The sequence below is a fragment of the Verrucomicrobium spinosum DSM 4136 = JCM 18804 genome, assembly GCF_000172155.1.
Lineage (GTDB): Bacteria > Verrucomicrobiota > Verrucomicrobiia > Verrucomicrobiales > Verrucomicrobiaceae > Verrucomicrobium > Verrucomicrobium spinosum.
This window is the reverse complement of the sequence record NZ_ABIZ01000001.1, coordinates 5,997,850-6,023,533: the sequence shown is the minus strand read 5'-3', so window position 1 is coordinate 6,023,533 and position 25,684 is coordinate 5,997,850. Positions and strand designations below refer to the sequence as shown.

The 25,684-nt window shown below is 59.1% G+C and carries 23 protein-coding genes and 1 pseudogene; 10 read left to right on the top strand and 14 right to left on the bottom strand.

All coding sequences use genetic code 11. The features are described 5' to 3' along the window. Positions 1-80 precede the first annotated feature (80 nt). Genes recD2 through VSP_RS24410 form a run of 3 tightly spaced genes read left to right on the top strand, consistent with a single transcriptional unit; the run spans position 81 to position 2,928 of the window. Entirely contained in the window at positions 81-2,261 is a 2,181-nt protein-coding gene (gene recD2 / locus VSP_RS24420) for an SF1B family DNA helicase RecD2 (protein WP_157211034.1), read from the top strand. 44 nt (positions 2,262-2,305) lie between these two features. After that, positions 2,306-2,539 (top strand): AbrB/MazE/SpoVT family DNA-binding domain-containing protein, encoded by a 234-nt coding sequence (locus tag VSP_RS24415; protein WP_009964000.1) that lies wholly within the window; start codon positions 2,306-2,308, stop codon positions 2,537-2,539. Further along, positions 2,536-2,928: a type II toxin-antitoxin system death-on-curing family toxin gene (locus VSP_RS24410; RefSeq protein WP_009963999.1), complete on the top strand. Its 393-nt coding sequence runs from the start codon at positions 2,536-2,538 to the stop codon at positions 2,926-2,928. Before VSP_RS24415 ends, VSP_RS24410 begins: the two co-directional genes overlap by 4 nt. A 9-nt stretch (positions 2,929-2,937) precedes the next feature. Here the strand turns inward: VSP_RS24410 and VSP_RS37255 are convergent, their stop codons facing one another. The 4 genes from VSP_RS37255 to VSP_RS24390 form a co-directional block, all read right to left on the bottom strand. Next, complete coding sequence (locus tag VSP_RS37255; protein WP_009963998.1) at positions 2,938-3,261, bottom strand: H-type lectin domain-containing protein; 324 nt, start codon at positions 3,259-3,261, stop codon at positions 2,938-2,940. Between the two features lie 165 nt (positions 3,262-3,426). Then, positions 3,427-3,834: a rhodanese-like domain-containing protein gene (locus VSP_RS24400; RefSeq protein ID WP_009963996.1), complete on the bottom strand. Its 408-nt coding sequence runs from the start codon at positions 3,832-3,834 to the stop codon at positions 3,427-3,429. 58 nt (positions 3,835-3,892) lie between these two features. Continuing rightward, positions 3,893-4,285, bottom strand: a complete 393-nt coding sequence (locus tag VSP_RS24395; RefSeq protein WP_009963995.1) for a response regulator — start codon at positions 4,283-4,285, stop codon at positions 3,893-3,895. 94 nt (positions 4,286-4,379) lie between these two features. Continuing rightward, positions 4,380-4,808 carry a response regulator gene (locus VSP_RS24390; protein WP_009963994.1) on the bottom strand — a complete coding sequence of 143 codons (429 nt, stop codon included), beginning with the start codon at positions 4,806-4,808 and terminating at the stop codon, positions 4,380-4,382. A gap of 252 nt (positions 4,809-5,060) precedes the next feature. Here VSP_RS24390 and VSP_RS44015 point away from each other — a divergent pair, with 252 nt between their 5' ends. From VSP_RS44015 to VSP_RS44010, 4 genes and pseudogenes are all read left to right on the top strand, one after another. Next, positions 5,061-5,501, top strand: a complete 441-nt coding sequence (locus VSP_RS44015) for a chemotaxis protein CheW (RefSeq protein WP_081452695.1) — start codon at positions 5,061-5,063, stop codon at positions 5,499-5,501. Positions 5,502-5,670: 169 nt separating this feature from the next. Next, complete coding sequence (locus tag VSP_RS39975) at positions 5,671-6,249, top strand: CheR family methyltransferase (protein WP_009963991.1); 579 nt, start codon at positions 5,671-5,673, stop codon at positions 6,247-6,249. Continuing rightward, a complete protein-coding gene (locus VSP_RS43475) occupies positions 6,242-6,778 on the top strand; it encodes a phytochrome family protein (protein WP_009963989.1) in 537 nt (178 codons plus the stop codon). The genes VSP_RS39975 and VSP_RS43475 overlap by 8 nt, the downstream gene beginning before the upstream one ends. Further along, positions 6,681-6,941: pseudogene (locus VSP_RS44010) on the top strand (sensor histidine kinase); the annotation flags it as partial. The gene VSP_RS43475 and the pseudogene VSP_RS44010, both read left to right, overlap by 98 nt. Positions 6,942-6,948: 7 nt before the next feature. Here the strand turns inward: VSP_RS44010 and VSP_RS43470 are convergent. The 7 genes from VSP_RS43470 to ilvB form a co-directional block, all read right to left on the bottom strand. After that, a complete protein-coding gene (locus VSP_RS43470; protein ID WP_269724139.1) occupies positions 6,949-7,395 on the bottom strand; it encodes a PP2C family protein-serine/threonine phosphatase in 447 nt (148 codons plus the stop codon). Between the two features lies 1 nt (position 7,396). Beyond that, complete coding sequence (locus tag VSP_RS41375) at positions 7,397-7,837, bottom strand: hypothetical protein (protein WP_232289506.1); 441 nt, start codon at positions 7,835-7,837, stop codon at positions 7,397-7,399. A gap of 523 nt (positions 7,838-8,360) precedes the next feature. Next, entirely contained in the window at positions 8,361-9,686 is a 1,326-nt protein-coding gene (locus VSP_RS24345; RefSeq protein ID WP_009963982.1) for a sensor histidine kinase, read from the bottom strand. Positions 9,687-9,905: 219 nt separating this feature from the next. Beyond that, positions 9,906-12,134, bottom strand: a complete 2,229-nt coding sequence (locus VSP_RS41370) for a PAS domain S-box protein (protein ID WP_009963981.1) — start codon at positions 12,132-12,134, stop codon at positions 9,906-9,908. 238 nt (positions 12,135-12,372) lie between these two features. Continuing rightward, complete coding sequence (gene ilvN, locus VSP_RS24335; RefSeq protein WP_009963980.1) at positions 12,373-12,918, bottom strand: acetolactate synthase small subunit; 546 nt, start codon at positions 12,916-12,918, stop codon at positions 12,373-12,375. A 43-nt stretch (positions 12,919-12,961) separates the two neighbouring features. After that, entirely contained in the window at positions 12,962-13,324 is a 363-nt protein-coding gene (locus VSP_RS24330) for a four helix bundle protein (RefSeq protein WP_009963978.1), read from the bottom strand. Positions 13,325-13,398: 74 nt separating this feature from the next. Next, positions 13,399-15,126 (bottom strand): biosynthetic-type acetolactate synthase large subunit, encoded by a 1,728-nt coding sequence (gene ilvB / locus VSP_RS24325; RefSeq protein ID WP_009963977.1) that lies wholly within the window; start codon positions 15,124-15,126, stop codon positions 13,399-13,401. A gap of 242 nt (positions 15,127-15,368) precedes the next feature. Here ilvB and polX point away from each other — a divergent pair, with 242 nt between their 5' ends. Both polX and VSP_RS24315 read left to right on the top strand, forming a co-directional pair. Beyond that, entirely contained in the window at positions 15,369-17,114 is a 1,746-nt protein-coding gene (gene polX, locus VSP_RS24320) for a DNA polymerase/3'-5' exonuclease PolX (RefSeq protein ID WP_009963976.1), read from the top strand. 28 nt (positions 17,115-17,142) lie between these two features. Beyond that, positions 17,143-17,571: a hypothetical protein gene (locus tag VSP_RS24315; protein ID WP_009963975.1), complete on the top strand. Its 429-nt coding sequence runs from the start codon at positions 17,143-17,145 to the stop codon at positions 17,569-17,571. 17 nt (positions 17,572-17,588) lie between these two features. Here VSP_RS24315 and VSP_RS24310 read toward each other — a convergent pair whose 3' ends face one another. Further along, on the bottom strand, positions 17,589-19,157 hold the full coding sequence (locus tag VSP_RS24310; protein WP_009963974.1) for a hypothetical protein: 1,569 nt from the start codon (positions 19,155-19,157) through the stop codon (positions 17,589-17,591). Between the two features lie 233 nt (positions 19,158-19,390). Next, positions 19,391-20,776: a hypothetical protein gene (locus VSP_RS24305; protein ID WP_009963973.1), complete on the bottom strand. Its 1,386-nt coding sequence runs from the start codon at positions 20,774-20,776 to the stop codon at positions 19,391-19,393. A 134-nt stretch (positions 20,777-20,910) separates the two neighbouring features. On the opposite strand from VSP_RS24305, the gene VSP_RS37240 reads away from it, so the two are divergent. Beyond that, positions 20,911-23,061, top strand: coding sequence for a beta-galactosidase (locus tag VSP_RS37240; RefSeq protein WP_009963972.1), 2,151 nt, complete (start codon positions 20,911-20,913; stop codon positions 23,059-23,061). 604 nt (positions 23,062-23,665) lie between these two features. On the opposite strand, the gene VSP_RS39965 is transcribed toward VSP_RS37240, so the two are convergent. After that, entirely contained in the window at positions 23,666-25,618 is a 1,953-nt protein-coding gene (locus VSP_RS39965; protein ID WP_009963970.1) for an SGNH/GDSL hydrolase family protein, read from the bottom strand. Positions 25,619-25,684: the final 66 nt, after the last annotated feature.

Below are 25,684 nucleotides of genomic sequence, written 5' to 3'. Positions count from 1 at the left end.
CCAAAACTGGGGGCAGATGTTGTGCCGGGGGACGTGAAGTTTCTCTGGAATCTGGAAATGGGATGCGGAAAGGTCTGGCCATGCCCGCCCAAACTTCGCACCCGCAGCATGCCCGGCTTCGCGGGCTGGTGGAGAGGGTGACTTATCACACGGAGGAGTCTGGGTACTGCGTGCTCAAGGTCCGGCCGGACCGGGGCAATGAAGTGGTGGCGGTGCTGGGGAAGACGCCCCGGGTGGTGGCTGGGGAGCGGATTGAGGCCACGGGAGAGTGGGTGCAGAGTGCCGACTATGGCCGGCAGTTCAAGGCGGGCAGCATCCGCCTTTCTCGACCCGACACGTCGGATGGTCTGGTGCGCTATTTGGGGAGCGGGCTGATCGACGGGATTGGTCCCAAGTATGCTCAAAGGGTGGTGGAGAAGTTTGGCAGTGAAGTTTTCGACATCATCGAGAACTATTCCGCCCGGCTTGAAGAGGTGGAGGGCATCGGCAAAAAGCGCCGGCAGGAGATTCGGGATTCGTGGATGAGGCAGAAGTCCATCCATGACATCATGGTGTTCCTGCATGAACGGGGCATCAGCACGGCGCGGGCATTGCGCATCCACAAGACCTATGGCGAGGAGGCGGTGGAGGTCTTGCGACAGAATCCCTACCGGCTCGCCATGGACATTCACGGGGTGGGGTTCAAGACGGCGGATGAGATCGCAGGGCAGATGGGGATCGCTCCGGAGGCTCCGCAGAGGTTGCGGGCGGGACTGATGTTTGCGCTGGAAAAGGCGTCGGAAGCGGGGCACACCTGTCTGCCAGAAGCGGTGCTGAAGCAGCAGGCAGGAGAGATCCTGGGTGTGGATCCTGCGCTGGTGGAAAACGTCCTTAGCGAGATGCTCCGGGAACCGGCCCTTGTTTCCGAGCAGGCGGAGGACGGCCTGCGCGTCTTCCTCTCACCCCTGTACCGCGCCGAGCAATCCATCGCAAAACGGATGCTGGAACTGGCGTCCCGTCCGGCACGGTTCCCTGAAATAGAGATGGAAAAGGCCCTGGAGTGGGCGCAGGAAAAGACAGGGCGGCAGCTTGCGCCCAGTCAGCGCCAGGCTGTGGAGCGTGCGCTCCAGGAACGGGTGCTGATCCTGACCGGCGGGCCTGGGGTGGGCAAGACAACCATTGTGAACACGGTGCTGACCGTTCTAGGAGCCAAAAAGGTGCAGATGGTGCTGGCGGCGCCGACGGGCCGGGCGGCCCAGCGTCTGGCGGAGAGCACGCGTCGCGAGGCGCGGACGGTGCATCGATTGCTGGAGTTCCAAGGGGAGGGTGTTTGGGGGCGAACCGCCCTCAAGCCGCTGGATGGCGATTATTTTGTCGTGGACGAATGCTCCATGATGGATGCGCCGCTCATGGCGCAGTACTTGGCGGCTCTGCCCAAGGAGGCACATCTCCTGCTGGTGGGGGATGCGGACCAACTCCCCTCGGTAGGGCCGGGTGCGGTGCTGCATGATCTGCTCGTCAGTGGGGCCATTCCCAGCGTGAGGCTCACGGAGATTTTCCGGCAGGCGGCGGAGAGTCGCATCATCACTGCGGCCCATGCCATCAATCAAGGGCAGCTGCCGGACCTGAAGCCGGCGGCGGATGGGGATTTCTTTTTCCTCGAACGGGGGGAAGGCCAGGAGATTCAGGACACGATTGTTTCTCTGGTCCGTGACCGCCTGCCTGCCCGCTATGGCTTCGATCCCGTGCGGGACATCCAGGTGCTGTGCCCCATGAACCGGAATCTGCTGGGCACGAGGTCCATGAATCTGGTGCTGCAAAAGGCTCTGAATCCCGGCAGCGAGATGGGGTTTGAGGTCGAACGATTTGGCCAGGTCTATCGGGCGGGGGACAAGGTGATTCAGATCCGGAACAACTATGACAAAGAGGTGTTCAACGGTGATATCGGCCGCATTGCCAGCATCGAAAGTGAGCCGGTCAAAATCACGGTGCTGTTCGACGGAGGGCGACAAGTAGCCTACGAGCCAGGAGAATTGGACGAGTTGCAGCTTGCCTATGCGATCACGATCCACAAGAGCCAGGGCAGCGAGTTTCCCTGTGTGGTCATCCCTTTCGCCATGGCGCATTTTGTCATGCTGGAGCGCAGCCTCATCTACACCGCGGTGACGCGGGGCAAGCAGCTCGTGGTCGTAGTAGGAGAGTCCAAGGCCCTGGGTATGGCCGCCCGGCAGGCCGGGGCACGGGAGAGATGGACGGGATTGGGGGCAAGGCTGAAGGCTTGACTCGAAGATTGGGTGTGTTATTACTTGTGTAATAACACTCAATTATGGTCGTAGAACTTAAGCTGCGCAAAATAGGCAATTCTCTCGGGGTCATTCTCCCGAAGGAAGCGCTGACCAAACTCCAGGTACAAGATGGAGACACCCTTGTGCTCACAGATGCTCCAGACGGTGGGGTACGACTTACTGCTGCACGCAAAGAGGAATTTGCCACCCAGATGAAGACCGCAGAGGACATCATCCGGCGCTATCGCAATACTTTGACTGAACTGGCCAAATGACTGAGCCTCAATGGGTGTTCCGGGAGACGGTGCTTGCGTTGCAGGAACTACTTTTGGCCGAGTTTGGTGGAGCTGCCGGACTTCGTGACGAGGGAGTGTTTGACTCCGCGCTGGCCCGTCCTGAGAACAGGCTCGCTTATGAGCAGGCGGGAATCTGTGACCTCGCGGCAGCGTACGCGTTTGGGCTGGTGCGGAATCATCCTTTCATAGACGGAAACAAACGCATCGGCTTCACGGTGGCAGTTTTGTTTCTAGAACTGAACGGATGGACCTTCGTCGCGACCGAAGCGGATGCGGTGATCCAGACGCTGGCACTGGCCGCCAGCGTTCTGGATCAGGCTGAGTATTCAGCGTGGCTGAAGGTCAACTCGGTGCCGGCAACGGCTTGAATTCGGGCTCTACGCTCCGATGGCGAACCAGCTCAGTTCGACGGCATAGACCCGGGTGTCTTCCCAGGTGTGCAGGTTCACAGAAAAACCGGAAGGGGTGATGTCGCTGACTTTCAGGCTGAGCCGACCGCTGTAGGCGTGGTCCATGTCAAATCCGGTCAGGCTTGCGTGCACCACCGGTGGGTTCGCAAAAGACTCGGCGAAAGGTATCTCAACGGTGAAGACACGAGCGATTGCCGGATCGGGTGCCTCTGCGAGGTTCCAGCCTTCGCTCAGAACTCCCAGGCCGAGGGTTGCGGAGAAAGTTTTCCAGGGCTGGACAAGTGTTTCCATGAAGCGTGATCGATAGAATGAGAGGTGAGTCGGGCTGGCGGGAGAGCGCTGCCCGACCATCCCAACAAGCAAGATGCGGACCTGTGCGCCAGAAGAATGCAGATAGTTTGATCAGCGGCGACAGGAATTGCCCGGGTCTGCAGTCTGCGTCACGAGGGGTTGGCGCTATTTCTGGAGGGGCTTGCCCGCTTCTTCCCACCCCATGATGCCGTCGTTGAGATGGTAGATGGAATGGAAGCCGAGTTTCTCAAAAATCTTCATCGAGGCCTTGCTGCGGCCGCCGGCCTGGCAGTGGACCAGATAGGATTTGGACTTGTCCAGAGTGCTGAGCTGCTTTTCAAAATCAGCGTTTTTGATATCGATGTTCTTGGCCCCGGCGATGTGACCTTCGTCAAATTCATCTTTGGTCCGCACATCGATGACCGTGACTTTTCCTTCACGGATGAGCTTTTCTGCCGCTGCGGGATCGACGTTTAATGGTTGGGGGGACACGGACTTGGGATCAGCACCCCGGCCCGGAAGGCCCAAGGCGAGCGTGCAGACCAGTATGGCGAGAGCGGTGCGACGGTACATGCAGACATCCTACGACAGGATGGGCGCAGCGCAATTGCCGGGAAAGTTCAAGATCGGCTCAGGCCGCAGCCACAGACTTGAGCGAGGTCTCGATGCAATGGAGCAGATTGTCGAATTTGATAGGCTTGGCCACCATGTGGTGTCCGTTGCGATGCACAACGCCGGCCTCACCCGTCTCGCTGTTGGAGATAAGTGCTGTGATCATGATGACCGGTACATGAGAGAGATACGGATCTTGATGCAGGAGGGAGCTGACATCGCCGCCATCCATGCCCGGCATGATGTAGTCCAGCAGGATCAGCTCGGGTGAAAATGCCCTGGCCGTGGTGAGCGCCCGGGAAGGGTGATTCTCAATCCAGACCTCGAAAAAGCCGGTGTCCTCAAGATTCAGTTTCAACGACTGGGCCAGTGGCATGTCATCGTCAACGATCAGAATGCGCTTGGTGTTCATAACGGGAAAGGTACTGAGTCTTGGATGGTTAATGGGTGTTGGATAATGAAAAAGGAAAAAGCATTAATTGGAATGAATGAGTGGGGCGTTCGAGCTAAGGGCCGATATGCCCAGGAAGTTTTGCCTTGCTCAGCCAAAACTCCGCGAGGGCTTTGACGGCTGCGAAAAACTCGTCGAGATCGGCAGATTTAGTGAGGAAGCAGTTTCCCTGGAGACAGTAAACTTCGTTGATGTCATCGGGCGCGTGGGAGTTGGAAACGACGATGACGGGGATGTAGGAAAGCAGGGGGTCGGACTTGATCTCTTGGAGCACCTCCCGACCGTGTTTGCGGGGGAGATTCAGATCCAGAAGGATCAGGTTTGGAGTGGGCATTTCGGAAAAGCCGCATTCTTTGCGAAGGAACTGCGTGGCCATTTCGCCGTCGGATACGATCTTGAGATCATAGGTGAATCCGGTTTCCTGCAACGCTTCTTGCGTCAGCCGGGCCTCAGCTGGATTGTCTTCAACCAGTAGTACCAACATGGCAAACGAGCAGGTTGCAGCACAATTATAATCTAATGAAAGTATTGTGCATGTAATGCAAAACTTCAATCCAATTAGATTGATATTTTTTTGTATAAGCTGAATGAATCCAATGAATGGTGTGAATCATGCTGGGCTGTTCATCCTGGATCGTCCGAAAAACACTCCTTGCCAGATGATGGAGAGATCGTTTTAAATGAAAACGCGTGGGGGAATCTGGCGATTTGAGCAGTCTCTGCTGAGGGGCGGCAAATGAAAGGGGCCGACCACCGCGTATTGAGGATGGATGCAATCCCGCATGAGTCTCACCTCCCAGCTTGCGGTCTTTTCTCTCGACGGATCCCATTATGGATTGCCTCTGGAAAATGTGGAGAGAGTGGTGAGAGCCGTGGAAGTCACCCCCCCCCCGTCCCCGAGCTTCCTGAAGTGGTTGTTGGTGCAGTAGATGTGGCAGGTGCAGTGAGACCAGTGGTGAGTCTGCGCCAAAAATTCTGCCAGGTGGGCGGGGGAGGCAGGAGGGTGAGGGTGTCGGATCACTTTTTTCTGGCGCACTCGAGCCGCAGATCACTGGCACTGCTAGTGGATGATGTGGAGGAAGTGACCAGCGTGCCTGAGGAGATGATTTTAAAGGCGGATGAGATGATCGACGGCAAAGGGGCGGTGCAGGGGGGGGGAAGCTGGAAAGCGGTTTGATCGTCATCTGTGATCTGGAAAGGCGCATGACGCGGGACGAAGAGCTGGCATGGACAGGGCCGCTGTCGGAGAAGGCGGGACCCCTGGCACTTAGTCTGGGAAAGAACATGGACTGGAGCGTGCGGCGCTAGAGTTGGGGTTGGATCATGCGGGAGTTCTTGCCGAACGGGTGCTCTCGGAGTCCACTGAAAAGAAGGAGCTGCAAGTGCTGGCGAATGATCTCTCCATCGGTGAGAGCTGTTTCTTCCGGGATGCCAGAACGTTCCAATATCTGGCGGAAAAGGTGCTGTCCGCGATCATCCGGGGACGACGGGGCAGCGAGCAGCGCCTGAGGGTGTGGAGCGCGGGTTGCTGTACTGGAGTGGAGGCGTATTCCCTGGCTATTCTGATCAATCAGTTGCTGCCTGACTTGAAGAAATGGCAGGTGAGCGTCCTGGCCACCGATGTGAATGGCAAGTTCCTAAAGCACGCGGTCAGTGGTGTGTATGGAGAATTTGCCCTGGCATCAGAGCGCTATGCGGTGGAGGCGAAGTTTGTGTGTGAGGTGTATCCCCTGAAGGACCTGTCACCCTTGCCTAGCGCCCCCTCGTTTATCGCTGGCATGGTGAACGTGCGCGGGCGGATCCTGCCGGTGCTGGAGCTGCGCCGTTTTTTTGATGTTCCGGGCCGCGGCATCACAGACCTCCAAGTCCAACGGCAGACTGGCCCTCGAGTTGGCCCGCTCCTGGCTTCCCACGCTGGTGATTGACCTGGAGGATGTCATCATGGGGCTGAAGTGTCACGCAGACAACCTCATCCTGAAGCCCTATGATGAGGCTTACCTGCTGGGGCGGGTGAGAGAGGTGCTGGCGGCCGGGTCGGCCGAGCTCGCGGACATGGACAGCCCTGAAGTGGATTTCGTGGTGGCGGGGAGCAGGCATAAAACTGCCGCGAACCGGACGCAGATTCTGAATCTCCTGCTTTCAAGCTATGATGCGGCAATCCACCGGAACCGGGAGTTGACGAGGGCCCAGGAGGATCTGCAACGGCTGAATGCCCGCCTGGAGGCGGCAAACAATGAGCTGGAGACCTTCTCATACTCTGTCTCCCACGATTTGCGGGCACCGCTGCGAAGTGAGGGGGGGGATGGAGGCCGAAACCGCCGGGCGGAACATCGAGTGGCATCAGGGGCTGCTGCCGGTGTTGAGGGCGGATCCCGGGCTGTTGCGGCAGGTGCTTGTGAATCTGATTTCCAACGCCATAAAGTACACCCGCTTCAAGGAGCGTGCGGTCATTGAGATTGGCACGGCAGACGGGTGCGGCGGCGATGACGTGATCTATATCCGAGACAATGGTTCAGGGTTTGACGCGAGCCAGACGCACCGGCTCTTTGGTGTGTTCAAGCGTCTTCACCGGGATGATGAGTTTGAGGGGAAGGGCATTGGTCTGGCGACGGTACAGCGGATCATCAACCGCCACGGAGGAAGGATCTGGGCGGATGGGGCCTTGAACCGGGGGCGACGTTCCGTTTCACCCTGGGGGCGCAGCCGGGGCGGTGAGTCGGGGTGGGCTTTGCGTGTCGGGCCACGAGGCGGGCCAGTTGCTCCTGCTCGAAGTAGGAGTCATCCGGTGATTCTATTTCATAGGGCCCAACTGTGAAAAGCATGAGGAGGTCTCCGGCGGCGAGGTCGCGTTGCCGGCTGGGGTAAGTAGTGGTTTCCATGAGGCCCAGTACGGGGCATGGCTTCTGGCCTGGCACCTCCACCTCCGTAAGGAATTTGCCTGGATCGGATGTGGCAGCCCCCATCTCCTCCACCAGCCCGCGAATGATGGCGGTGACGAGGGCGGCTCGGCCCCCATGACCCATCACATCGCAGATGAAGACACCGGCTTGATGGTCAGAGAGGCGGAGGATGTCAAAGAAGTCCCCTCCGAGTTCTGTGGTGGTGGCGTGGTGATGGCAGAACTGAATGGCACTTTGTTCTGGAGATGCTGTGGCAGGAAAGACGACTGGACCTCGCGCGCCGTCTCCAGAACTGCTTCCCTCTCGGCGTTCTTTTCGGCAGTTGGCAGGCCTGCTGTTCGAGCTTGTTTTTGGCGTTGATGAGTTCGAGGTTTTTCTGAACGGCGGTTTCGTAGGTGGAAAGGAGAAGATCAATGGAGTGTATTCGTCCGGCATTGAGCTCGTACTTGTGGCCTGCAAAAGAGTTCTCCCTGACCTGGGAGCCTGCTGAGGGGCGGCGCAGTTCGAGATTGGCAAGAACATACTGGATGCAAGTGAGAAGGAACTCCTCCTCGTATTGTTTAGGACCACCACATTTTTCATGTTGAGAAGACCAGTTGGCGAGCTGTCGCATCGTCGGAGAGCGTGGCTTGCTCGCTGGTCAGGTATCCGGCCGAGACTGCAGCCGACTTGATGCGGGCGGTGTCAATGCCGCCACCGTCATCCTCCACTCGAATCTCCACCTTGTTGCCATCTTGCGGAGTGACGGTGATTGCCAGGCTGCCGCCCGGCGGCTTTCACCGATCGCGACGGACTTGTTTGTCCTCGATCCCGTGGTCCATGGCATTGCGCACGAGATACAGCAGCGGATCTTTGAGCTCCTGCAGTACGCGTTTGTCCATCTCCACCTCGCGACCCCGAATGACAAGCTCCGCCTCCTTGCCGGGGTCCCGGGATAGATCCCGCTCGACCTAGGGAAAGAAATCCAGCAGGGGCGCACAGGGGAGCCTGACGAGGCGCTTGGTGGGCCAGAGCATGGTACGAGTTCAATTATTCCGCGGCCATTGTTTGCTGGCCGCATTAAGGGATGGCGGAAATGACATAAGTTGGGAAGCTCAAGAGTTCAAGCATGCAAAAAAGCAACCTCATCCTGCGACTCAATGCGCGACGCCTTCGGCCGGCGGCTCCACAGTGGGCAGGAGCCTGGAGATGTTTGTGAAGTCTGCTTTGAGCATGATTCGCACTCTCACCCCTGGGCCTTCTTCAAGATTCTTCACCTGAAGGTGGCCGCGATGCAGTTCGACGATGCGTTTGGCAACGGGAAGTCCGAGGCCAGTGCCTTCACCAGTGGGCTTGGTGGTAAAGAAGGGTTCGAAGATGCGCCGCAATACCTCCGGCGGGATGCCGGGCCCATGGTCGATCACTTCCAGCAAAACCACCTGGTCTCCGGGGCGCGGCAAGTCCATCTCACGCAGGCCTTCGTTGCGATGCATGGTGATCAGCTCGCCATGCATGGTACGGACCTGCACAACGCCTCCATCCGGCATGGCCTGTGCGGCGTTGATGATCACGTTGATGATGACCTGGACCAGTTTGGACCGATCCGCCCGGATTTCGGGCACATATTCGGTAAGTTCCGTCTCCACCCGTACCTTCCGGCGGGTAAGTTCATGCTGCACCATGTGAATGGCGTCAGTCACAAGATCGTTCATAGAGCAGGGCCGCATCTGCAACGTCTCTGAACGGGAGAAGTCGAGCATCTCGTGGATGATGCGTTCAGCACGGGTAATCGCGTCCTGCATGTAGTCGATCATGGTGCAGGCGGGCTCTGGCAACGTGGTGCGACGTCGTTGAAAGTAGTCCACCCCCATCTGAATGGTGGCGAGAGGATTCTTCACTTCATGGGCCACGCTGGCGGCCAGGCGGCCCAGGGAGTCGAGCTTCTCCGCCTGGATGAGCTGCATCTGGGCAGTCTCCAGTTCCAGTTTGGCGGCACGGAGGCGTTCGTTGAGTTCAGCCATCTCCCGGCGGTGGCGCTGGCGCTCCACGGCGTAGAGGATGGAGCGCATGAGCAGATCGCCGTTGATTGAATCTTTGGGGAGATAGTCCTGGGCACCTTGCTGCACAAAGGTCAGGGCGAGCTCGTGATCCGTGGTGCCGCTGAGAATGGTGATGGCAGTGAGTGGAGCCAGTTCTCTCACCCGGTGATAGGTCTCCGGTCCATGACCGTCGGGGAGATTGAGATCCAGCAGAATGACGTGGAAGGGATCTTCGCCCGCCTGCCCCAGCTTGGCGCTGGCATCGCGCAAAGAGCGGGCGTGGATCAATTGAGGAGTTTTCTCGAAAGGAGCGTCTTTAAGGTGCTCCTGGAGGAGGAGGAAGTCGGAGTCGTTGTCCTCGATGCAGAGGATGCGGATGGGTAGGCGGGCAAGATCCGTGGCCTTTAACTGGGCACTTTCCGTCAACGTTTCTTCTGCGTTCATGTGAGCACGTAAAGGAAGTCCTCAAACAACGGGAGACGCGCAACAATCAGCGCCCCGTGCAGCACGCGGAGACGGGCCAGGAGTGGAGAAAGGCGCTCTGGCCTCTCAACGATGCATTAGCATGGAGTGTGGATGGGGCTCGTGGGAGTGTAGAGATTAATGGCCGATTTATTCAGGAATGCAATTTAATAAGTGGATGGAAGATCAAAGGTTTGGGATCTAGCTGGGGAGGCTGAAGAAAAACGTTGCTCCTTTTCCAGTTGATGAGTCCACCCAGATCTGGCCATGATGACGCTCCACAATGCGTTTGCAGAGAGCCAGCCCAATGCCCGTCCCCGGGTATTGCTCCCGGGCGTGCAGGCGCTGGAAGATGACAAAGATGCGCTCAAAAAACTTGGGCTCAATGCCAATGCCGTTATCCCGTATGGAGATGACCCACTCTCCCCGACAGGGCTGGGCACTGATGTGAATACGCGGCGTCTGCTCACTGCGGAACTTGAGAGCATTGCCGATGAGGTTCTGGAACACCTGGCGGAGCTGGAGCTCGTCTGCGACTATGGTGGGGAGCGTCTCTACGGTGATGACTGCGGAACACTCCTTGATGGAGACTTCAAGATCCCCCAGAACAGACTGGATGAGCTGGCCGCAGGAGACTGGGGCCAGCTCCCGCCCCTGTGTGCCGACGCGTGAGTAGGAGAGCAGGTCCTGGATGAGGTTGCGCATGCGAGCGGCACCATCCACTGCTGTGGCAATGAACTGGCCTGCTTCCTCATTGAGCTCGCCCTTGTACCTGCGTTCCAGCAGTTGCAGGTAGCTGGTGATCATTCGCAGGGGTTCCTGAAGATCGTGGGAGGCAATGTAGGCGAACTGCTCCAGCTCCTTGTTGGAACGTCGAAGATCTTCCTCGAACCGCTTGCGCATCGTGATGTCGTGCATGATGGCGGTGTAGATGACCCGGTTTCCGGTGTGGGTCTGGCTCACCGACAGGATGAGTGGAACGATGCTGCCGTCCTTGCGGCGTCCGAGGAGCTCCCGGCTCTGTCCAGCCCGTTCGGTGTCTGGGGCAGGGGGGACGTTCTGGCTTGTGAGGGAGGGGGAGAGCAGATTGGGTGCAGGGACGATGACGCTGATATTGCGACCGATGATTTCTCCACGCTGATAGCCGAAGATCTCGGCGGCAGCCGGATTGATGGACTGGATGAGCCCCTTCTCGTCCATGGTGACAATGGCCTCTACGGCTGTTTCAAGGATGGAGCTGAGGCGAGCTTCGCGGTCGCGGAGCTCCATTTCTGCGCGCTTGCGGTCCGTGATGTCGGTGGCGATTCCGCCCAGGGCGATGATCTGGTTTTCAGAGTCCAGCACCGGAAACTTCACGCTGACATAGGTGTGGGCCACACCGGCATGGGGAGCGATTTCTTCCAGGACCATGGCCTGTCCGGTGGCGAGCACCTTTGCATCATTGTCGCGAAAGGCCCGGGCAAACTCCGGGGGGAAGATGTCGTAGTCGTTTTTGCCCGCCATCTGCTCCCTGGTCAGATGAAACAGTTCTTCGAAACGCCGGTTCACTGTCTGATAGTTTCCTTCCCTGTCCTTCAGGAAGACGACTGCGGTGGTGTTGTCGAGAATGGCTTGAAGGCGGGCTTCCAACTCCAGTTGAGCGCGGTCTGCCTGTCGCTTGGCAGTGAGGTCGCTGGCAATGCCCAGATAGCCCGTGGTCTGGCCAGAGTCATCCCTCATGATCGTGACGGTGAGCATCACTGGGATCCGGCTGCCGTCCTTGCGGATGTAAGTCCACTCGTTCTCGTCTGGAGGACCGAGGAGGGCCTTGGCAACAAAGGTTTGGAAGCCAACCTCCACGGGGTAGCCGAGCTCCTGAGTCAGGAAAGCGGCGCGGCGGGCGATCTCCTGCGGATCATGAAAAATGGAGGGGCTGTTTTTTCCGATGACCTCTGCGGTTTTGTAGCCCAGGAGTTGCTCTGCACCCACGTTAAACCCTTGAATGATGCCGTCGGGACGGCATGAGATGATGGCAAGATTTGCCCCGTCCAGCATGGCGCGTTGCAGGGCGCTGTTGGCGCGGAGTTCATCCTCGAGCTGTTTGAAGCGGGTGGTGTCGCGAGCGGCGGCGAAGATGATTTGCCGTTCCATGTCTGGCCGGGCACGCCATTCCAGCCAGCGGTAGGTGCCGTCTTTGCACCGGTAGCGATTTTCAAAAGCGATGGTGTTGGCTCCGGTATTGATGCGAGCGGCCTCTGCCTCGGTGCGGGCAAAATCATCCGGGTGGATGAAGGCACGGTAGGGCTGGGCCATGAGCTCCTCTGTGGAGTAGCCGAGGGTGCGTTCCCAAGCAGGGTTCAGCCTCTTGAAATAGCCGTCAAACCCGGCGATGCACATCAGATCCAGCGAGTGATCGAAGAAGCTTTTCAGGTCGGCTTCGTCACTGTTCATAATGCTTATCTCCCCCGAATTTGATCCACGTATGCTAATATTAGCCAAACGCTTTGCCGCTTGGCAAGGACGTAGTTGGGTATTGGCGGATGGTCGGGACCCGAGGCGATGGGGCCGGAACCCTCTGAATACCCCTTTGGTGGTGCGGCTGCGCCTGCCCAAAAAAATGCCCCGCTTGCGCGGGGCAGGCGGGGCATAGTGGATGGGGAGGAGAAATTCTCTGGCGATGCCTGACGGCCTAGGTCTCGGCCACGCCACGTGCCATCACGACCTTGCCGGTACGCACGGTCTCGATGATCTCGAAGCGACCCAGCAGATTCACGGCGGCATCCACCTTGTCACTATTGCCAGTGATCATGATGACCATGGACTGCTCCTGCAGGTCCACGGTCTTGCCGTTGAAGTGTTCGATGATCTGGAGGATCTCGGTGCGGTGCTCGGCAGTGGCAAGGATCTTGATGAGGACCAGTTCCTTTACCACCGAATCCTTGTCGGTGTGCTCATAGCAGTGGATCACATCGATGAGCTTGTTGCACTGCATGATGATCTGGTGCAGGCCCTCGGGATGGCCGCTGACGCCCACGGTCATGCGGGAGTAGCGGGGGTCACGCCCCTGGGAAACCACGAGTGAGTCGATATTGAAACCGCGGCGGCTGAACACCTGGCAGATGTGGCCGAGCACCCCTGGCTTGTTGGACACATACATGCTGAGGGTGTGCACGTTCACAATGTCGGGCTGAGGGGCCGGTTTGCGGTCGGAAGTGATGATGGTACGGTCGGACATGGGTGAAAGAGGGAAAAGGGTTAAGGGGAGAGGGATAAGGGAATTAGCAGCTGAGCTTGGAGATCATGGAATTGAGCATGCGCTCAATCTCTTGGAGCAGATCTTGAATCTCAGGCGATGCAGAGGAGGGAATGAAACGAAGCTGGATGGCAAGTTCGAGTTGAGTTTGCGCTTCAAACAGAGAGCCCCGGGCTATTTGCAAAAAGCGGACGTAATCTGGCTTTGAACCGCGACCGTAGCCTTCAGCGATGTTAGAGGGAATGGAAACCGCTGAGCGCCTAAGCTGCGAAGTTAGTGCAAACTGTTCTTCCCGGGGGAAGGTCCTGCTGGCTTCGTAGATGCTGGTCGCAGCCTGCATCGCCTTCTGCCAGACAATCAGATCTCGATAACTCTTGATCTCGCTCATTTCGCAGAAGGCGGTGCCATGAAGAGGAGGGGGATTCCTTAACCCTGATCCCTCGCCCCTCTTCCCTCTTTCTACTAAGTCGAACCCACGGGCTTCTCCATCTTGTGTTTCGGAGGCTCGATCAACATGTCTTCCAGGGCCGCGCCGGCGGGGATCATGGGGAACACGTTTTCGGTCTTGATGCACTCGGCTTCAATGAGGCAGGGACCGTCGTTGTATTCGAGCGCCTGCTGGAGGACGCGCTCCACATCGGCGGGGCGGCGGATGTGGAAGCCCTTGATGCCATAGGCTTCGGCAAGCTTCACGAAGTCAGGGTTGCCGATGAGATCCACGCCGCTTTCGCGGTTGTCGAAGAACAACTCCTGCCACTGGCGAACCATGCCGAGGTAGTGGTTGTTGAGCACGATGATCTTGATGGGGAGCTTGAGGATGGCAGCGGTGGCCAGTTCAAACAGTGTCATCTGGAAGCCGCCGTCGCCACTGATGGAAACCACGATGTCATTCGGGCAGCCAAGCTGTGCGCCGATGGCTGCGGGGAAGCCAAAGCCCATGGTGCCGGCACCGCCGGAGCTGAGCCACTTGAAGCTTTCATCGTTCTTGTAGAACTGGGCAGCCCACATCTGGTGCTGGCCCACGTCGGTGGAAACGATGGCCTTGCCCTTGGTCAGCTGGTAGAGCTCGTCGATCACCTGCTGCATGCGCAGGCCGCCCTGCTTCTTGTAGCTGAGGGGGTATTTCTTTTTGTAGCCGTCCAGCGTCTCGTTCCACGCGGCGGTGTCGATCGGGCTGAGGTGAGGGATCAGTTCCTTCAGGGCGGCCTTGGCATCGCCCTTCACGAACACATCCGCCTTGATCATCTTGTTGGCTTCGGCCTCATCAATATCGAAGTGGACGATGCTGGCATTGCGGGCGAACGCGCTTGGCTTTCCGATGATGCGGTCATCGAAGCGTGAGCCGATGTTGATGATGCAGTCGCACTCGCAGATGGCCTTGTTGGCGTAGGCGGTGCCGTGCATGCCCAGCATGCCCAGGCTCAGACGGTGAGTTTCAGGAAACACACCCTTGCCCAGCAGCGTGTTGGTCACGGGGCAGTTGAGGGTCTCGGCCAGGGCCATGAGCTCTTTGTCAGCGCGGGCGATCATCGCGCCGTGGCCGGCGAGGATGAGCGGGCGCTTGGACTGCATGATGAGCTTGGCGGCCTCTTGCACAGACTTCTTGTCGATCCTGAGGGACTCTTCAGGATGGTAGCCGGGGAGGTCGATCTCCGCATTGAGGTCGCCGGTGAAGGGGCCCTGGCTGATGTCCTTGGGAATGTCGATGAGCACGGGGCCGGGGCGGCCGGTGGTGGCGATGTGATGGGCCTCACGAGCGATGCGCGGGAGGTCATTCGTGTTCTTCACCAGGTAGTTGTGTTTGCACACTGGTGTGGTGATGTTGAAAATGTCCGCCTCCTGGAAGGCGTCCTTGCCCAGCATCCAAGACACGGTCTGGCCGCAAACGATGATCATGGGCACGGAGTCCATCTGGGCGGTCATAATGCCCGTCACGGTGTTGCCAGCGCCGGGGCCGGAGGTCACCAGCACCACTGCGGGCCGGCCTGTAGCGCGGGCATAACCGTCAGCCATGTGCACGGCACCCTGTTCGTGACGCACCAGGACGAACTTGATATTCGACTTCACGGTTTCCAGTGCGTCGAAGATGGGCAGGGCGGCCCCGCCGGAATACCCGAACACGTACTCGATCCCCAATTGGTCGAGTGTCTTGATGAGCGCTTGAGCGCCGTCCAATTTTTCGGTGGTCATGAGTTGGTCTCCTGAAAAGTGCGAAATTAGGGGGTCAATCTCGCATGAATGGTCTGTTCAGCAATCGAAAGTTGCAGTTTTTTGGTCAAAGTGATATTTTTTAGAGCTGTGTAGGTCTAAAAATTGACCAATTGTCACTCGATTTGCGTCTAACGCGTGGCGCGGACGTATAAAAATGTGGTGGTTTGCGCTGTGGCGCACATTTCGTTGCGTCGGCGGAGTTCATCGCCACTCTTCGCACTATGACTGCTGAAGTGATGGCCACTGTATTGCGAAACATCGCGCTCCTGCTCGACCTCAAGGGGGAAAACCCCTTCAAGACCCGGGCGTACAATACGGGAGCGGAGATCGTGGAGACCTTTAGTGGTGACATTGTGGCCCGCGCCGCAGCCAACGATCTCAAGGGGGTAAAAGGCCTGGGTGATGCCCTGCAGCAGAAGCTGAACGAGCTGGCCAGCACGGGGAAGCTGGAGTTCTATGAAAGGCTGCGGGGGGAGTTTCCGGAGGGGATCCTGGAGCTCTATGAGGTGCAGGGGCTGGGGGGCAAAAAAATCAAGGTGCTGTGGGAGCAACTCCAGGTGGGCACGCTGGCGGACCTCAAGGCGGCCTGTGAAAGCGGTGCTGTGGCCAAGCTGGCGGGTTTTGGGGAGAAGACGGCAGCGAAGATCCTGGAGTCCCTGGCGTTTCGTGAAAGCCATGCGGACGAGTTCCGCCTGGAACAGGTGGCTCCCACGGTGGAACGGATCCTGGAGATGCTGCGGGAGCATCCCAACGTGTCGCGTGCCGGGGTGGCGGGCAGCTACCGCCGGGCCAAGGAGACGGTGCATGACCTGGACTTCCTCGTTGCCACCAAGAAGCCTGGCCCGGTGATGGAGGACTTTGTGAAGATGCCGATGGTGGCCAAGATCCTGGCACAAGGGGAGACGAAATCGAGCGTGCTGCTCCAGAGCGGTGTGCAGTGCGATCTGCGTGCGGTGACCAGTGTGGAATTTGCCTGCGCCATGGTTTACTTTACCGGGAGCAAGGAGCACAATGTGGCCCTGCGGCAGCGTGCGCTGGCACGTGGTCTGTCGCTCAACGAATACGCGCTGACCCCCACGCAGCCGGGTGGGGAGAGTCCCGAATGCTACGATGAGGCCGATGTGTACCGGGCCCTGGGCCTGGACTTCGTTGAGCCTGAGCTGCGGGAGAATACTGGGGAGATTAAGGCCGCTGAAGAAGGTGACCTCCCCAAGCTGGTGGAGATCACGAACCTGCGCGGGGTGTTTCACAATCACACCACCGCCAGCGATGGCGTGAATTCACTGGAGGAAATGGCGGAGGAGGCTCAGGAGCTCGGGCTACAGTACCTGGGAATCGCTGACCACAGCAAGGCCTCCTTCCAGGCCAACGGGCTGGATGAAAAACGGCTGCGCGCACAGATCGCGGAGATCCGGCGGCTGAATGCCACCTATGAGGGGTTCAGGCTGTTTGCCGGAAGTGAGGTGGACATTCTGAAGGATGGATCACTGGACTTTCCGGACGATCTGATGGCGGAGCTGGACTATGTGGTGGCTTCCGTGCACAACGTCTTCACCCTTCCGGAGGCGGAGATGACGAAGCGTATCATCCGTGCCATTGAGAATCCGCATGTGACCATGCTGGGTCACCTGACAGGACGTCTGCTTTTGCAGCGCCCCTCGTATGCAGTGAATGTGCCGGCCATCATTGAGGCGGCGGCAGCTACAGGCACCATCATCGAACTCAACGCCAACCCCTGGCGGCTCGACATGGACTGGCGTTGGTGGAAGCTCGCCAAGGAGAAAGGCGTGAAGTGCTCCATCAACCCCGACGCCCACTCGACCCGGGGACTTCACGATGTGTTCTACGGGGTGAGGCTGGCGCGAAAAGGCTGGCTCACCCGGTCGGATGTGGTGAACTGCCTGCCGCTGGGCAGGATTGAGGAGTTGCTAAGTGCGAAGCGCGATCGCGTCCGCGAAGAGGCATGAGAGGTGCTTGACCCCGCTCGATCCACCTATGTCAAGAAAGTACATCACCGTTGAATTAGGCGGCAATCCGCGCATCTGGGCCAACCTGCGGGATCGCAGCTGCGCCTTCATGACCCGGAGCGCACGGCAGGGGGTGTTCGTGCTGGGCAACTGCCTGACGGAACACGTGGTGGAGAAGCTGGATGCTCTGGTGACGGCAGTCAGGGAGCAGGAGAAGGACCGGGCAAATGATGCCACGGAGCCAGGGCACGTGCTGGGGCTGGGCAATCCCATGCGCACGCTGCACTGGTACTCGGAGGCTACCAGTGAGAAGTACGTGGTCCTGGACTGGAGTGCCGGGGCCGATGGCACGGATGGTTTCCTGCAACTCGTGGAGAAAATGCTGGTGGAGCAATGGCCGGAGATGCTCCGGGAAGGCCTGAACCAGATAGAGCAGGCTGCGACGGAGCTGGGGTAGGCACCTTTGGACGGTCTTTATTTCACCTCGGGTTTCACATTGCCATACGTCCACGCCCGGCCAAAGGGCGGTGCCGGGAGGCGCTCGGGCATCTTGTCTGGCGTCATCTGCCGGGCGAGCTCGATGCCTGCGGTGGCCATCTGCGTGCCTGCGGTGACTTCCAGGTTGCTGTAATAGGTGAGGCGGGTTTCATAGCCGCCGCCGTTGGGGCCAAAGGCTTCCTCCGTGGGCACATAGCCGGAGCAGCCGTTGGCGAGCTCCACGGGGAAAGTCATGGGGAAGCCGGTTTCTTTCTTGATGCGCAGCCCGTTGGCCACGAAGTATTCCGCAGGATTGCTCACGCAGACGAGCGGGCCCACCTGGAGGGCCTGCACCTCCACCTCGCACTCGGGTTCCTTCTGCACGAGGGCGTTGAGCATCACGATCTCCTTGGCGAACATCCAGGCGGTGGTGTCGCCTTTGGGTTTGGGCTGTTGCACGAGGTCCGTGCTTTCCTTGACCCGCTCGGGGGAGGGGATGCGGCGTTTGATCTTCCAGACCTTTTGTCTGGCGTCGAGCCGGGCCTCGGTGGTCTTGGGCATGGAGAAGATGACCTTCACTGTCTCCGCACCCACGCGGCCACCCACCAGGCGGCTCCACTCCTCGGGGCCGGGGCGCTGGAACTTGCTGAAGTTGTCCACCTGGGTGACATCGCCACAGGCTCCCTGGAGGAAGACCACCGGCACCCGGGTATGAAGGGCACCCTGGATGGTCTGCTCCAGGTCATAGATCCAGTTCGCGGAAATACCACCGGGGTTGGTGGTGGCATGGCAGGAGAAATTGACCATGACGCCAAGGAGATTGTCCGACATGTCCCATGCGGCCACCACGCCCACATCGGGATCGATGGGGCCGGCGTAGTCCACATTGTCGGGATTGCCAGGCCCTGGGTGACTCCAGGCTTCTCCGTTCTTCATTTTGACTCGGCGGTTGAAGGCGACCTTGTCCTCTGTGCCGACGCCGAACCCAAGCTGGGCGGGAACCTTGTTTTTGTCGGCCCAGCCCACGCCTTCCACGATGGCCTTGATGACGGTCTGTAGATAGCCGGGGTCGGCGCAGGAGGACTCTTCGTAAGCAAGCTTCTTGACCAGATCGCTGGCGAAGTCGAGTTCCCCCGGTTGGATCATCCCGACGGGTCCTGAGGAATGGGAGTGTGAGGCCCCGATCATGATGGCCTCGCCGGGAATGCCGCATTTCTTGGTGATCTGCTCACGGGCAGCCAGGACCACGCTGCGGGGTACGATGAGGGCATCCAGGCCGACGAGGGCGACCCGCTTGGTACCATCGTCAAAGACGCCGATGCGCACCTTGCAGGGATCGTGGAACGTGGTGTGGTAGGACTTGCCGTAGCCGCCGGGCTGCTCCATGCCGATGGCCGGAGTGATGTCCCGCTCGGCGAAGCCTGCCTTCACCTTGGAGAGTGCTTCCGGCGAAGGCTTCGTTCCTGCGGTGGCAACGCTGGGCGCGGCGGCAGAGGCTTTCCAGAGCAATGCGCTGGTGGACAAGCCGGCGACGAGCGTGAGGCACAGGGCATGGAGTGGCTTCATGGGAATCGCTTACGGGGCCGGCCGGGGCAAACGTTCCAAGCAGAGGACAATATGCGGGGTTGTGGTGACATTTGCGCGGGCCGGGCCAGGCAATATGGTGGGTGGGGGGGATGAAGGGCCTGGCGCTGGTTTCATGAACCGGGCGTTGTTCTGCCCGCCGGACTTCTATGGGGTGCGTACTCCATCAATCCCTGGACGGACCCCTCCCAGAGTGTCGATCACGCACGGGATGGCTACTCGCGACGGAGCTTGGCGAGGACGGCGGGGTCAGCGCCAATAGAGGCGGGAGCGGTGGAGGCGGCGTCCCATCTTGAGTCTGTCTCGCTGAAGACGAGCTTCTGAAACTCGCTGAAGGTGGAGGCTGTGAACGTGGCCTTGTCCAGTCTCAAGCCGGCGATGTCATAGACGTTGGTGCCGCCCGTCCAGATGGTGTTCGCCCAGATCACGATGTTGGGTTTGCGGGTGCCGGTGACTACGGAGGACTGGAAGCGGACGGAGGCCCCGGGTGTGGCGGTGATGTTCAACCCCTCGAAGGTGCAACGGTCTGCCTTAAACTTGCCCCGGGAACCAAGCCGTATTTCCTTGATCCCGTCCCCCGTGCGGCGGAGGTGCAGATTCTTCACGCGGAGATTCGCGTTCTTGCCCTCGGGCAGACGGCCGCCGTCAAAGCTGAAGGCTGAGCTGGCGCTGCTCTCCACCACCGCATTTTCCAGTGAGTGATCGAGTCCGATGAAAAAAACATCATGCCCGATGCAGTCCTTGATGAATACATTGCGATAGTGCGTCACGCTCTCGCCTACATCACAGAGACCGGTGGAGTTCCCCATGCTGATAAAGCCGTCAATCTCACACTGGGCGTCTTCATGTGCGCTGAAGCCGTCATCGCCGCACTCGATGGCGGCAATGTTCTCGAACCGCAGGCTGCGCTGGGCACCATGGACGTTGAAGCCGTCGTTCCACACATGGGTGCTGGTCACATTCCGGACGGTCACGTGCGCCCCCTTGCCGGCGAGGACCACGCCGTTGCTGCGGGCGGGATAGCGGATGTTGGCCGTGTCGAGGTCCTGTCCCTCCGGCAGTTTCAGGTAGAAGGCATCCTCCTCTGCGACATAGGTCCATTCGTCGTTCATGAGGTCGCCGGGCTTTTTCAAAGCGGCGCTGGGACCTTTAGAGGTGCGGCCCATGTGATTCATCCTGCCGTTCCAGAGGAAGAACCACCGTCCGACTACCGCGGGATTCATGGAGGGGATGATTTTGATCTTGCGATAGAGGCCTTGGCCGAGTGACTCCCATTCTGCGGCACGTACGGGTTCGCTGCCATCCAGCACGGCACCGTGGCCATCCACGGTGATGGGGTTGTCCGGCTCTCCCATCTTGAGGGAGAGGTCAAGGCTCTCGTGATAAATTCCTGGGGCGAGGTGCAGCGTGTCTCCGGGTTGTGCCAGGCGCACACCGCGAGCGATGGTTTTTACCGGTTGGGTAATGCCATCATGGGTGTCCAGCCCGGTGCGGGGATTGACCTGCAACTGACGTCCGCCCGAGGGAGACTCAGCGTGCAGCAGGCAGGCTCCGAGGGCCGGGAGAAGGAAAAAGGGCAGGAGGCAGACAATCCGAGGCATGGCGAATTCCCATCTAAGGCCGTGGGGGGATCATTCTTTCGAGTCATCTCGTTCCGGGAACCGCTGTCATTTGACTTGCGGGTTCAGGAGGGGCGTGGTGAGATGCCCGCGCCCATTTCAAGGGGACCACCGCCATGCACCGCTCTCTCGCCATGTTCCTCGTCTGGACCACCCTGTGTTCTGGTGCCGCCTACAGCGCCAGCTTCAAGTTTGTCAACGAAGGCCTGGAGATCGACGCGGGCAATCTGGGGAGATTGACCCTGGAATATCCCCAGCTGCTGGATGCAGGAAACCAGCCCCTTCACAAGGTGGTGGAAACAACCATCAGCGGCAAGACGGTGAAACTCCGCTATGAGGGCGGTGGCGTGGCCGAGGTGACACTGGGAAACGATGGCAGGCTTTCCTGCAAGGTGACTCAGGTCCCGGCGGATGTGAAGAACATTGGCACGTCTCTGCAGCTGCCGATCGCCTACAACCAGGGTGGTTCGTGGAAAATGGGAGGCAAGTCAGGCGAGTTTCCCAAATCCAAGCCAGCCAGTCCGCATCTCTACCAGGGGCATGCGCCGGAGCTGGCGTTGAAGAACTACGAAGGTCGCACGCTCACGGTGCAGGTGCCGGACAACAGCTTTCTGCAACTGTCTGACAACCGTGAATGGAACTGGTCGATCTTTCACTGGCACAGCTTCACGCCTTATGACGTGAACAAGCCGGAGTTCGTGTACGGCATTGTCGAATCAGGGGCGGCAGCGGTGGCCAAACCACTGGTGGACAGCTTTGGCCAGTCCACCCGTGAGGAGTGGGTGGGCAAGGTGAAGAGCCTGGAAGAATTGAAGGCGGATGTGGCGGCCGAGAAGAAATACTACGAGGGTCTAAATCCCCCGGTGACGGACGAATATGGTGGACTGCCCTGGAGCAAGGAAAAGCTGGGGCTCAAGGCGACTGGCTATTTCCGGGTGGAAAAGAAGGGCGACCGCTGGATACTGGTGAACCCATTGGGAAATGCCTTCTTCCACCTGGGGCTGTGTGTCGTGAATCCCAATGACGATTACACCCTGGTGAAGGGGCGTGAGTCGGCGTATGAATGGCTGCCCAAACCGGAGGGTGAGTACGCCTCGGTATTCCGTCCGGGAAGCAACGGAACGATTCTTTCCTATCACCTGATCAATCAAGTGAGGAAGTATGGCGAGCCCTACAACGATGAATCCTATACAGCCAGGATGATCGGCCGCATGAAGCGGTGGGGCTTCAACTCCATTGGCGCCTTTTCCTCGGGGGGCGAGAAGGCCCGGGCCGCAGCAAAATTCCCCACGGTGGCTCATCTGCCCATCAACGTGTGGGAGGGGGTGCCGCGGATCTCCGGCATTCACGAGACGTTTGACCCGTTCGATGAAAATACGCGTGCAATGATCGAGGCGAACATGGCCCGTGAGCTTCCGGCCAAGGCTAAGGATCCGTTGATCATCGGGTACTTTATCGTGAATGAGCCGATCTATGAGCAAATCCCCCATGTGGTGCCGTCCCTGAAGGGGAGCGAGCATGCCTGCAAACGTGAGCTGGTGAAGTGGCTCCAGAACAAGTACCAGTCCATAGGGGCGTTCAACAAAGCCTGGGAAGCCAATGCTGCCTCGTTTGATGCCCTGCTGGAGGTGGGGCTGACGGTGACGGCTCCCGCAGCCAAGGCGGATGCGGAAGCCTTTGCCACCCACTTCCTGGACGAATACCTGAAGCTGGTGAAGACCTCCTTCCGCAAGCATGACCCGAACCACCTGCTCATCGGCAGCAGGCTTCAACCGGGCACGATCAGTCACGAGTGGATCTGCCGTGCGATGGGGCCGCATCTGGATGTAATGTCCTATAACTACTACACCTATGGCGTGGACAAGGACCACCTGCGCAATGTGTACGAGTGGACGGGCGGACTGCCGATGATGCTGAGTGAGTTCTTCTGGTCCTCACCCAAGGACAGCGGCCTGGATGGTGGTCGCGAGGTGGGCAGCCAGCAGGAGCGCGGCCTGATGTATCGCAACTATGTGGAGCAGAGCGCTTCACTGGGATTTGTGATTGGAACGGAGTGGTTCACCCTGGTGGATCAGTCCGTGACCGGGCGCTGGTTCTCCGGCTTCGATGGGGAACGATCCAACTCCGGTGTGATCTCGGTGACGGACCGTCCTTGGAAGGCTCTGCTGGAGGAGATGATGAAAACGAACTATGACATCTACCGCGTGTGGTTCGGAGAGCGGGAGCCCTTTTCGTATTCAGTTCCTGGGAAGCCACTGGTGAAGTGAGCGGAGCAGTGAGCCCGGGAAGCCGCTCGCTTTCCGTGGGGCACAGTGTCTGTCGGTGCTTGGTGAGGTGAGCGCAATAGCGAAGCTTGCAGACGCTTCAGCTAGTGCCTCCTCACGTCGACAACTACAAGGGCGCTGGATGGTTGGTGATCAAACACCAGGGGGGGGAGTAGAGGCGTGAGCCGTCGGGGTGTGCCGGTCGTCGTTGTCGGCGTGAGGAGGCACCAACTTCCCCGCACGCGACGTCTGTTTCGTGGAGTGCGGTTGCGCGCCCAAGGGGTGCCCTTTGGCCACGAGGGAGAGAGCTTAGGCTCCTGCACTTCCATCCCGAATCTCCTCCGGCAAATTCCTCCAATTTAGTATCGACATTTCTTCTCGTTTTTTGTAAAGTATAACTGGTGTGATTGCCGGAGAGGTAAAAGAAAGGACGGAGCGGTAGCTTTGATCCTGGGAAAAAATCGCGGACGGGAGGAAATCTTCCCAAATGTCGCGACCTCCGGCAACCACACCCTTTCATATTTGGATGAGGTGGGGCATAAAGAATCCGCCACTAGAGAATTCCCGGTGGCGGATGCCGGCTGATCAAGAAGGATTGATGATTGCCTCAGGGCGCAAAGAACTTTTGCATGAGGCGGCCCAAGATCTGGCTTCCGCGAGCATTGGCGTGGACCACGTCACGCTTGAAGGAGTCTGTGGCATAGCCGCTGGACTTGATGTATTCCCACCAGGGGGCGGTCATATCGAAGAAACCGCACTTCTCCTCCTGGGCGAGCTTCTGCAGATTGGCCCGGTAGGGGTAGGCTTTCGCGTCCGGGTTCAGGGTGTAATTCTGTAACATGACGCTGTTGTTGGACCCGAATGTCGGGGTGAGAAGCAGGACTTCCAGGTTGGGCAGCTTGGCCCGGCTCTGGTGAATAACGGAGCGGATGGCCTCGATGTCATCGCGCTGGCTGATGCCGCCGATGATGAGCAGATCCGGATGGTGCTGGATGACGTAGCTCTCCACGCGATTTTCATCTTTGTACCACCAGCAACCGGTGGAACCCCTGAGGCTGAGCACCTTCTTGATGCTGCTCTTGGGATAGTCCCGCTGCATGAGCAGTTCGAAGTTGGAAGCGGAGGTGTCACCGATGATGCTGTCACCGAGCAATACCATGGTGAAGGCGGGGCCGCTGGCGAGCTTTTCCCGGGTCTTCTCCAGATTCGTCCAGCGATCTTCCGGGGCTGCCCAGGTGACTGGCTTCATCGAGGCATAGATGTTGTCAATGCGCTTCAGCGGGTCGATTCCAGCGTTGGGATCTTCCACGGTGCCGTCCACCAGGAACCAGCCCAATCGGGTGTAGATGTCCTTGCTGCCTTCCGGCCTTTCGGCGGCGATGCGGATCTTGATTTCGTGCTCTTTGGAGGGATCAAGGTTCTGCACCAGAGGGGTGGCGTGGGGGCGGGCGTAGGTGAGGCAGTATTTGTCGAAGTTCACCTTTTTCTGCCAGTCGCCTCCGTTGAGGGAGAACTCCAGGTTCCCCGTATCCGGGCCGATGATGTCGTAGATGCCCACTTGGGATCCTTTGAATTTGAAGGAGATGGTGGAGCCAGGTTTGTTGCTCACAGCCAGATGGGGGAGCTGGCTGGTGGAACTCAGCTGCCAGCCGAGCCAGCCTTCGTCGAGAGTAGTCCAGTCATAGGAAACTAGCTTCGCCTTCTCCATGGCCTTGGGCGAGAGTGCAGCGGGCACTTTGCTGTTCACAGCGGTGGCGGGGGCCGGCGTGGCGAAGACCTGGCTGAAGAAGGGCTTCAACGCCTCCAGGTAGAGGGCATATCCGGCATCCGTCGGGTGCACGTTGTCCTTGGCGAAAGCCTCCATGGACATGCGACCGCTGAGGATTTCTTCCGCTCCTCTCTTGGCCATCACAACGCTGGGGATGCCGTAGTGGGCAGCCACCTTCTCATGGTACTGCATGGTGGGGGGCAGTTTGCCCGCCTTGAGGTCGTCGAGATGCCCCTTGACCAGGGTGTACACAAACAGGATGTCAGGCTTGGAAGGCGTATTCAGACGAAGCTGCCGGACAATCCCCTCCATGCTGGCAATGACCTGATCTTCCGGCGTGCCGCCATCATTGACGGCAAACTCCACAATGACGAGGTGCGGGCGCTGGTAGCCGACATCATTCCAGCAGCGGAAGGCCCCGAGCCAGGAACCCGTGCCGCCGATGGCGGCATTGTAGGCCGTGAACCGGGTGTCGGGATGCTGCTTCTTCAGCCATGAGTGGAGGAGTTCGCGGTAACAATATTCGGATTTGCTTGATCCTGCCCCGGCGGTGATGGAACCGCCGAAGTAGGAGATGCGAACTTCCTCCTTGTTGGCGACCATCCGGGTGAAGTTGGGCAGACCGTCGCGCATCGTAAAGGAGGGGATGCTGGCAAGGGCCGCCTGTTCCGCCTGACTGGCGGGCGCAGCTGCTGGAGTGGGGGGTGCTGGGGCCTGGGCCCGGAGGCTGGCACCACTGAGAGGGAGCAGCGCGGCGCAGGCAAGGGTGATTCGGAAAGGAGAATGGGACATGGGAGGCTTGGTTGAAAAAGTGGGGGCTGGGCCTGATGAAAAAGAGGGGCTTCAGTCTCCTGAAGC